This is a genomic window from Kitasatospora sp. NPDC093806 (assembly GCF_040683335.1).
GTDB lineage: Bacteria > Actinomycetota > Actinomycetes > Streptomycetales > Streptomycetaceae > Kitasatospora.
The window spans coordinates 1-9,313 of the sequence record NZ_JBFBDO010000179.1 but is presented as its reverse complement, the minus strand read 5'-3'; the positions used below and the strand labels follow the sequence as shown (position 1 = coordinate 9,313).

Genomic DNA, 9,313 nt, shown 5'->3' with positions numbered 1-9,313 from the left:
GGGCGGCGGCGCCGCACGCGTGCGCGGCGGGGCCGGGCGCGCTGCTGGCCGAGGCGGCCGCGGCGCGGCGCGACGGCGACGGGCGGCGGGTGATCGCGCTGCTGGCCGATGCCGCCGCGCAGCCGTGCGAGGACGTGCCGTTCGGCTGGGGCTGGCACCTGCGGTGGCTGCTCGCCGAGGCGTACGAGATGGAGGGGCGCAGCGCCGAGCGCGCGCAGGTGCTGCGCGCGCTGGCCGAGTTGAGCGCCGAGTGGGCGGGCGCGGACGCCGCGCGGGCCGGGCTGCTGGCGGAGCTGTCGGTGGTGGAGCGCACGCTGGGGCACCTGGCGGCGGCGATGGAGAGCGGGCAGGAGGCGGTGCGCATCTCCCGGCAGGCGCCGGCGGCCGAGCGGGTGCGGGCGCTGATGGCGCTGGCGGCGGCCGAGACGGAGGCCGGGTCGCTGTACCGGGCTGCCGAGCGGGTGCCCGAACTGCTGGCGCGGGCCGAGCAGGTGGCGCCCAAGCTGGCGGCGCAGGCGTACTGGACGTGCGCGGGGGTGCGGGGCCGCGAGGGGCGCGCCGAGGAGAGCGACCGGCTGATGGGCCGGGCGCTGGAGGTCCTGGACAGCCGGGAGGACCTGGCGGGCTGGGCGCGGCTGCGGACGGCGGCGGGCGCGCTGCGGCTGCGCAGCGGGCGCACCGAGGGGGTCGGCGCGCTGATCGCCGAGGCGCAGCGGGCGGTGGACCTGGTGGGCAGCGCGGGGCAGGGGGCGGTGCTGCTGTTCCTGCGGGCGTGGCTGTGCTGGGCGGAGGGGGACTACGAGCGCGCCCTGTCGTACGTGGACGAGGCGCGGGGCACGGACCTGCTGACCTTTCATGACCGCTTGCGGGCGCAGGTGCTGCGCAGCCGGTGCCTGCTGGCGCTGGGCGCGCAGGCGCAGGGCCGGGCGGCGCTGCGGGCGGCGGCGGCGGAGGCGGAGGACGCGGGGTATCTGGATCTGGCGACCGACGCGTGGAAGGCACTGGCCTCGGCCCTGGATCCGGCCTGACCACAGGGCTGCTGTCGCGCGGTCTGCACGGTGACGTCCTTCCCCCCACGGGTGCCCCCGGCCGGGGCCCCTCGCGAACCCACCGGGCATCCGGAGAGGCCCCGCCGCGTTCCCTCTGTCTCCGGCGGGGCTGCTCCTGACGGCCAGTCAGGTTCGTTCACCAGTTCTGGGGAGCGTAACCCATTCGCGTCCTTACTGACCAGAGTTGACAGGGTGTGACTCGCTTCGCGACTCCTGCTTGACTTGATCCGATAGGCGTGGTTAGCGTGAAACAGCACTGACGGCAGGTGACATGTCAAGGTTGCGCCGCTATGGCGCCGCGCCGCCCGCCGCCCGGGACGCCCTCCCTCGGGCCGTCCCCGTGTTCCTCCCGGTCCATCCGGCCTGAGCGGCCGTGGGCCGGGCATTCCCTCGCGCCACCACGTTGTCCAGACCTGTGTGCTGTTCGAACAGCGGTTCCACGACCATCGCCCCGTCCGCTCCGCCGTGCCCGTGTCCGGGCGTGCCGCGGAGCGGGGCGGGCGACGCGTCGTGCTGCCGCCCAGCAGAAAGGCACGCCTGCCATGAGTTCCGGCAACATCGCGTCGCATTCCCCGACGACGCGCGACGCCGACGCCGACGCCGCACCGCGCACCACCGACGCCGCACCACGTACGGGCACCGAGCCGAGCAGCAGCAAGAGCACCGACGCCGCACCACGTCCGAGCAGCGCACCGAGCACGAGCAGCGCACCGGGCGCGGGCGCCGACGCGGCCGCCGACCCGGTGCGCGAGAGCATGCGGCGCCTGCCCGGCCCGCTGCAGCTGCCGCTCACCTTCCTGACCGGGCGCCCGCTGGCCGGCCAGCGCCCGGTGGCCCTGTCACCGGGCTTCCACCTGGCCACCGCCTCGCTGTCGGTGCTGGCCGGCGCCGCCGTGTCCGCCACCGGCTTCGTCCTGGGCGCCTGGTTCCTGCTCCTGCTGCTGCCGGGCTGGGCGATGACCCTGCACGGCCAGCGCAACCTGCGGATGATGGTCTACCACCAGTGCTCGCACCGGAACATGTTCGGGCGCCGCCGGCTGGACACCGTCATCGGCCACGCCATCTCCGCGCTGCTGGTGATCCAGAACTTCGAGCGCTACAGCCGCGAGCACGTCGCCGACCACCACGCCGTGCACCACATGACGCTGCGCGACCCCACCGTCCAGGCCTTCCTCATCAGCCTGGACCTGCACCCGGGCATGACGCGGCGCCGGATGTGGCGCCGGGTGCTGCTCAAGTGCCTCTCCCCCCGCTTCCACCTCGCCTTCGCCCTCTCCCGGGTGCGCTCCTTCTGGCACAACGGCGCCCGCGCCGAGAAGGCGATCGCCGTGGCGCTGTACGGCGGCGGCGGGGCGGCGGCCGTGGCCCTGGGGGCGTGGCCGGCGGTGCTGGTGGTCTGGTTCGTGCCGATCGGCGTGCTCTACCAGGTCAGCAACACCCTGCGGCTGTGCGTCAAGCACACCTTCCCCGCGCCCGGCACCACGGTGCGCCGCGGCCGCGAGTACTTCGGCAGCCTCACCAACGCGATCTTCATCGGCGAGCCGGCGCCCGCCCCGGGCCTGCCCGCCGCCACCGCGCCGCTGCGCTGGCTGCGCTGGAGCGCCCGCATGACACTGGTGCACTTCCCCACCCGCTACCTGGTGCTCACCGGCGACACCGTCGTCCACGACTTCCACCACCGCTACCCGGCCAGCCGGCAGTGGCACGACTACATCTTCGCCCGCCAGCAGGACCTCGTGGACGGCCACAAGGGCTGGCCCGCCTACACCGCCGAGTGGGGACTGGTCGCCGCGATCAACCGGGTCTTCGACTCGCTGTCGGCGGCCGACCCCGAGGAGTTCGACGTCGCCCGGATCCGCTCGGTCAGCAAGCGCGAACTTTTCGCCGCCTTCGACGACTGACTGACAGACCCTCATCTTCCTTCCGCACAGCGCCGCCTGATGTCCATTCGGTTGCAAACCGCATCCGCCCGCACCCACGGAAAGGCCGCTCCCATGCCCACGCCCACCGCTTTGACCGGCGCGCCCGAACGGCAGGGCCGTCTGGTGATCCTCGGCGTCGCGGCCAGCGACAGCCACGCCGTCGCCAACCACCTCATCGCCCACGCGCTGCGCGCCGACGGCTTCACCGTCGTCAACCTCGGCACCTGCACCCCCGTCGCCGAGTTCGCCGACGCCTGCGAGCGCCACCCCCAGGCCGAGGCCGTCCTCATCGGCAGCCTCAACGGACAGATCCACGAGGACCTGCACGACCTCGCCGACGCCAAGCGCGCCGGACGCATCCACTGCCCGGTCCTGGTCGGCGGCAACCTGTCGGTCGGCAGCGTCAAGGACGAATCCTCCACCGCCCGCCTCTACGACCTGGGCGTGGACCGCGTGCTCGCCAGCGCCGCCGACCTCGTCCCCGCCCTCGACGCCCTGCACACCCGCACCGCCGAGCACGCCCGCACCGCCGACCGCAGCGCCGACCGCACCGCCGAGCACGCCCGCACCGCCGCCGAGCGCGTCCCGGCCGCCGCCGCCCGGTGACCCCCGTGCCCCCCGCCCCCGCACCGCCCACCCTCCAGGAGTCGGCGGCCTACATCACGCAGCTCGGCAAGCCCACCGCCGCCGAGGTGCTGGCCCGCGCCCGCGACAGCGGACGCACCGCCCTGCAGCCGCGCTGCGGGGTCGGCGGGCACCGCGAAATGGCCCTCCTGCTCAAGGAACTGGAGACCGAGGGCCGCCCCGACCTGCTCACCCTCACCATCGACTCGCACACCCGGCTGCGCCGCTTCGACAGCGCCGCCCGGGCCCTGCGCACCGACCACCGCACCCTCAACGGCTACCCGCTGGTCACCCACGGCTGGCAGCGCGGCCGGGAACTGAACGAACTGGTCGCCGTCCCGCTGGAGATCCGGCACGGCTCCCCCGACCCGCGCGAACTGTTCGCCACCGCCGTCGCCTGCGGCATCACCTCCTTCGAGGGCGGCGGCATCTCCTACAACCTGCCCTACTCCAAGGACGTCCCGCTCGCCGACTCCCTCGCCGCCTGGGCCGACGTCGACCGCGTCTGCGGCGAACTCGCCCGCCTGGGCGTGGTCATGGACCGCGAACTGTTCGGCACCCTCACCGCCGTCCTGATCCCGCCGAGCATCAGCCTGGCCGTCAGCACCCTGGAGGCCGTCGCCGCGGCCGCCGCCGGCGTGCGCTGCATCAGCGTCTCCTACCCGCAGAGCGGACACCTCGCCCAGGACATCGCCGCCCTGCGCGCCGTCCCCCTGCTCGCCGAGCGCTACCTGCCCGCCGGCACCGACGTGCACGCCGTGCTCCACGAGTTCATGGGCGTCTTCCCCCGCCACCGCCACCACGCCGACGACCTCATCTTCTACGGCGCCCTCACCGCCCGCCTGGGCGGCGCCTCCAAACTCATCACCAAGACCCACCTGGAGGCCCACGGCATCCCCGACGCCGCCGCCAACGCCGCCGGACTGCGCCTGGCCGCCGTCGCCCGCTCCCCGCTGCTCGACTTCGTCACCGTCGACGAGGAGGCCGTCGCCGAGGAACTCGAATGGATCCTGCGCGAGACCGCCGAGATCGTCGAACCCGTCCTGGCCGCACCCCGCCTGGACACCGCGATCGTCACCGCCTTCGCCGCCGGCCGCCTCGACATCCCCTTCAGCGCCAGCCGCCACGCCCGCTCCGAGGTCATCCCCCGCCGCGACGGCGCCGGCGCCGTGCGCTACCACTCCCCCGGCCGCCTGCCGCTCTCGCGCGCCAGCACCGCCCGCAACCGCCGCCTCCTGGACACCGCCCCCGGCCCGCACACCGGCGCCGACCTGCCCGGCACCGACCTCTTCCAGGCCCTGCGCCGCGACATCGACTACTTCCCCCTCCTGTTCGGCGAGACCCCCCAGGACACCACCGCCGCCGCCGGCGGCACCACCACCCCGGGAAAGGACCCCCTCACGTGACCACCAGCCAAACCGTCCTCCGCGTCGGGATCGTGGGCGCCGGCCCGCGCGGCGTCGTCGCCCTGGAGCGGCTGTGCGCCAACGCCGCGCTGGTGGCGCCCGACACCCCCGTCGAGGTCCACCTCGTCGACCCCTACCCGGCCGGCGGCGGACGCGTGTGGCGGCGCGACCAGGACCGCTCCCTGCTCATGAACACCGTCGCCTCCGACGTCACCGTCTTCACCGACGACTCCGTCCCCTGCGAGGGCCCCATCCTGCCCGGCCCCACCCAGTACCAGTTCGCCCGCATGGTCGCCGACGGCCGCGTCACCGACGTCACCGACACCGAACGCGCCGAGGCCGCCGGCATGCTCCCCTGGTCCTACGGCAGCCGCGCCTTCAACGGCGCCTACCTGCGCTGGGCCCTGAACGAGATCATCCGCACCGCCCCCGCCCAGGTCACCGTCCACCTCCACACCACCCGCGCCACCGCCCTCGACGACACCGACCGCGGCACCCAACTCCTGCGCCTGGACGGCGAGGAGCAGCCCCTGGAATGCGACGCCGTCATCCTCGCCCAGGGCCACTTCGACGTCGCCCCCACCCACGGCCAGCAGCACCTCAAGGACTTCGCCGACCGCCACGGCCTGCTCTACCGCGAACCCCTCAGCCCCGCCGAATGCGACCTCGACGCGATCCCCGCCGGCGAGCCCCTCGTCCTGCGCGGCCTGGGCCTCAGCTTCTACGACTACGTCACCCTCTTCACCCAGGGCCGCGGCGGCCGCTTCGAACGCGACGGCGACGACCTCCTGCACTACCGCCCCTCCGGCCGCGAACCCCAGCTCTACGCCGGCTCCGGACGCGGCGTGCCCTACCTCGCCCGCGCCGAGGTCCACCTGGAGGTCGTCCCCCGCTACCAGCCCCGCTTCCTGACCGCCGAGGTCATCACCCGCCTGCGCGCCACCGCCGGCCGCGGCGAACTCGACTTCCGCGCCGACCTGTGGCCCTACATCGCCAAGGAGGTCGGCTACGTCTACTACCGCGCCCGCCTGGCCGACGCCCCCGACGACGAGCGCGAGCGCTTCCTGGCCGACTACGCCTGCCTGGACTGGGACACCCCCGCCATGCGGCAGCTGATCACCGACCGCTTCGAGGACCCCGCCCACCACTGGGACTGGGACCTGGTCGACCACCCCGGCGGCCGACGCCGCTTCACCGACCGCACCGAGTACCAGGACTGGATCTCCGGCCGCCTGGCCTGGGACCTCGAACAGTCCGCCCAGGGCCCCGCCCGCAGCCCCTTCAAGGCCACCGCCGCCATCATGCGCGACCTGCGCGACGAGATCCGCCAGGTGATATCCCACCAGGGCCTGCGCGGCGGCTCCTACCGCGACCACGTCGACCGCTGGTTCTCCGGCCTCAACAACTACATCGCCAGCGGACCCCCCACCGCCCGCGTCGAGGAACTCGACGCCCTCGTGCGCGCCGGCACCGTCCGCCTGATCGGCCCCCGCATGCACGTCGAGGCCGACGAGACCACCGGCCGCTTCCTCGTCTCCTCCCCCCTCGTCGACGAAGCCCCCCTTGAGGCCGGCGCCCTCCTGGAGGCCCACCTCGCCCTCACCGACGTGCGCCGCGCCACCGACCCCCTGCTGCGCCACCTCCTCGACACCGGCGCCGCCCGCCCGCACGTCATCCCCGACGCCCACGGCGAGCCCTACACCACCGGCGGCATCGACGTCGCCGAGGTCTCCTTCCGCCTCCTCGACACCCACGGCACCGCCCACCGCGGCCGCTTCTCCTACGGCCCCCCGGTCGAATCCGTCCAATGGGTCACCGCCATCGGCGCCCGCCCCCACGTCGGCTCCCGCACCCTCATCCAGGGCGACGCCATCGCCCGCGGCAGCCTGCGCACCGGCGTGGAGAACCTGCGCCGACGCACCCTCGCCCACGCCTGCACCCTTTCCGACTCCCCCTCACCCGTTCCACGACCGCAGGAGACCCGCGCGATGACCGACACCGCCGACACCACCGCTTCCCGCCGGATGATGGACCTGCTCATCGGCCCCTGGGCCACCCAGGCCGTCCACACCGCCGCCACCCTGGGCCTGGCCGACCTGCTCGCCGACGGCGGCGCCACCGCCGCCGAACTCGCGAAGCGCACCGGCACCCACCAGCCCTCCCTGGCCCGCCTGCTGCGCTTCCTCACCGAACTCGACGTCCTGGCCGCCGGCCCCGACGGCCGCTACACCACCACCGACCTGGGCGCCACCCTGCGCACCGAGGAACACGGCTCCATGCGCGACCTCGCCCTCCTCTACGGCGACGAGTTCTACACCGGCTGGGGCCACCTGCTGCACACCGTGCGCACCGGCGAGAACGCCTTCACCCACGTCCACGGCGCCGCCATGTACCCCTACTTCGCCCGCACCCCCGAACTCACCGCCCGCTTCGACCGCGCCATGGCCGCCAGCTCCTCCTTCTTCGAACCCGTCCCCGCCCTGCACGACTTCTCCCGCGCCCGCACCGTCGTCGACATCGCCGGCGGCAACGGCGCCCTGCTCACCACCGTGCTGCGCGCCCATCCCGACCTCACCGGCGTCCTGTTCGACACCGCGCACGTCGTCGACGCCGCCCGCACCGAACTCGCCGACTCCCCCTTCGCCGACCGCATCGGCTACGAGAGCGGCGACTACTACGAGAAGGTCCCCGCCGGCGGCGACGTCTACCTGCTCTCGCGCGTCCTGCACGGACGCGACGACGAGGCGTGCGTGCGGGTCCTGGAGCGCATCCGCGAGGCCGTGCCCGCCGACGGCGCGCTGCTGATCATCGAACGCGTCATCCCCGAGGACGGCAGCCCCTCCCTGGCCGCCTGGTTCGACGTCCACATGCTCGCCATCGCCGGCGGCTCCGAGCGCACCACCGCCGAGTACCGCGCCCTGCTGGAACGCGCCGGCTTCACCCTCGCCGCCGACCACGCCCTGCCGCTGGACAGCCGCCTGCTGGTCGCCGAACCCCGCTGACCTGCGTCTTCGCCTGCCCGCCTGCCCGCCTTTCCCGCCGCCGTGCCGACGACTGGAGAACCCCCCGTGTCCCGCCGCCTGTTCACCTCGGAGTCCGTCACCGAGGGCCACCCCGACAAGATCGCCGACCAGATCAGCGACACGATCCTGGACGCCCTGCTGCGCGAGGACCCCGCCTCCCGCGTCGCCGTGGAGACCCTGATCACCACCGGCCAGGTCCACATCGCCGGCGAGGTCACCACCAAGGCCTACGCCCCGATCGCCCAGCTCGTCCGCGAGCGGATCCTGGAGATCGGCTACGACTCCTCCAAGAAGGGCTTCGACGGCGCCTCCTGCGGCGTCTCCGTCTCCATCGGCGCCCAGTCCCCCGACATCGCCCAGGGCGTCGACACCGCCTACGAGGCCCGCACCGGCAACGAGGAGGACCACCTCGACCGCCAGGGCGCCGGCGACCAGGGCCTGATGTTCGGCTACGCCTGCGACGAGACGCCCGAGCTGATGCCGCTGCCGATCACCCTCGCCCACCGCCTCTCCCGCCGCCTGACCGAGGCCCGCAAGCAGGGCACCATCCCCTACCTGCGCCCCGACGGCAAGACCCAGGTCACCATCGAGTACGACGGCGACCGCCCCGTGCGCCTGGACACCGTCGTCGTCTCCACCCAGCACGCGAGCGACATCGACCTCGACACCCTGCTCACCCCCGACATCCGCGAGTTCGTCGTCGAACCCGTCCTCGCCGACCTCGCCTCCACCGGCGCCGGCCTGGACACCGACGGCTACCGGCTGCTGGTCAACCCCACCGGCCGGTTCGAGATCGGCGGCCCGATGGGCGACGCCGGCCTGACCGGCCGCAAGATCATCATCGACACCTACGGCGGCATGGCCCGCCACGGCGGCGGCGCCTTCTCCGGCAAGGACCCCTCCAAGGTCGACCGCTCCGCCGCCTACGCGATGCGCTGGGTCGCCAAGAACATCGTCGCCGCCGGCCTCGCCCGCCGCGCCGAGGTCCAGGTCGCCTACGCCATCGGCAAGGCCGAACCGGTCGGCCTGTTCGTGGAGACCTTCGGCACCGAGACCGTGCCCGTCGACGCCATCCAGCAGGCCGTCACCGAGGTCTTCGACCTGCGCCCGGCCGCCGTCATCCGCGACCTCGACCTGCTGCGCCCCATCTACACCGCCACCGCCGCCTACGGCCACTTCGGGCGCGAGCTGCCCGACTTCACCTGGGAGCGCACCGACCGCACCGAACAGCTGCGCAAGGCCGCCGGCGCCTGAGGCACCGCGTCCTGAGGCACCGTCACCGTACGGGC

At 74.0% G+C, this 9,313-nt stretch carries 6 protein-coding genes; all 6 read left to right on the top strand.

The features are described from left to right. The coding region (locus tag AB0N76_RS38215; protein WP_363565456.1) for a hypothetical protein at window positions 1–1,028 on the top strand (1,028 nt) is incomplete at its 5' end. A gap of 563 nt (window positions 1,029–1,591) precedes the next feature. After that, window positions 1,592–2,950: a fatty acid desaturase gene (locus AB0N76_RS38210; RefSeq protein WP_363565455.1), complete on the top strand. Its 1,359-nt coding sequence runs from the start codon at window positions 1,592–1,594 to the stop codon at window positions 2,948–2,950. Window positions 2,951–3,043: 93 nt separating this feature from the next. After that, window positions 3,044–3,577 carry a cobalamin-dependent protein gene (locus AB0N76_RS38205; RefSeq protein WP_363565454.1) on the top strand — a complete coding sequence of 178 codons (534 nt, stop codon included), beginning with the start codon at window positions 3,044–3,046 and terminating at the stop codon, window positions 3,575–3,577. Window positions 3,578–3,582: 5 nt separating this feature from the next. Next, window positions 3,583–5,001: a methylaspartate mutase gene (locus AB0N76_RS38200; protein ID WP_363565453.1), complete on the top strand. Its 1,419-nt coding sequence runs from the start codon at window positions 3,583–3,585 to the stop codon at window positions 4,999–5,001. Further along, entirely contained in the window at window positions 4,998–8,003 is a 3,006-nt protein-coding gene (locus AB0N76_RS38195; RefSeq protein WP_363565452.1) for a methyltransferase, read from the top strand. Before AB0N76_RS38200 ends, AB0N76_RS38195 begins: the two co-directional genes overlap by 4 nt. 66 nt (window positions 8,004–8,069) lie before the next feature. Then, window positions 8,070–9,278 (top strand): methionine adenosyltransferase, encoded by a 1,209-nt coding sequence (gene metK / locus AB0N76_RS38190; RefSeq protein ID WP_363565451.1) that lies wholly within the window; start codon window positions 8,070–8,072, stop codon window positions 9,276–9,278. The last annotated feature ends 35 nt before the right edge of the window (window positions 9,279–9,313 follow it).

Coding starts and splice junctions, on each gene's coding strand:
- AB0N76_RS38210 (WP_363565455.1), top strand. CDS start 1,592: ATGAGTTCCGGCAACATCGCGTCGCATTCCCCGACGACGCGCGACGCC.
- AB0N76_RS38205 (WP_363565454.1), top strand. CDS start 3,044: ATGCCCACGCCCACCGCTTTGACCGGCGCGCCCGAACGGCAGGGCCGT.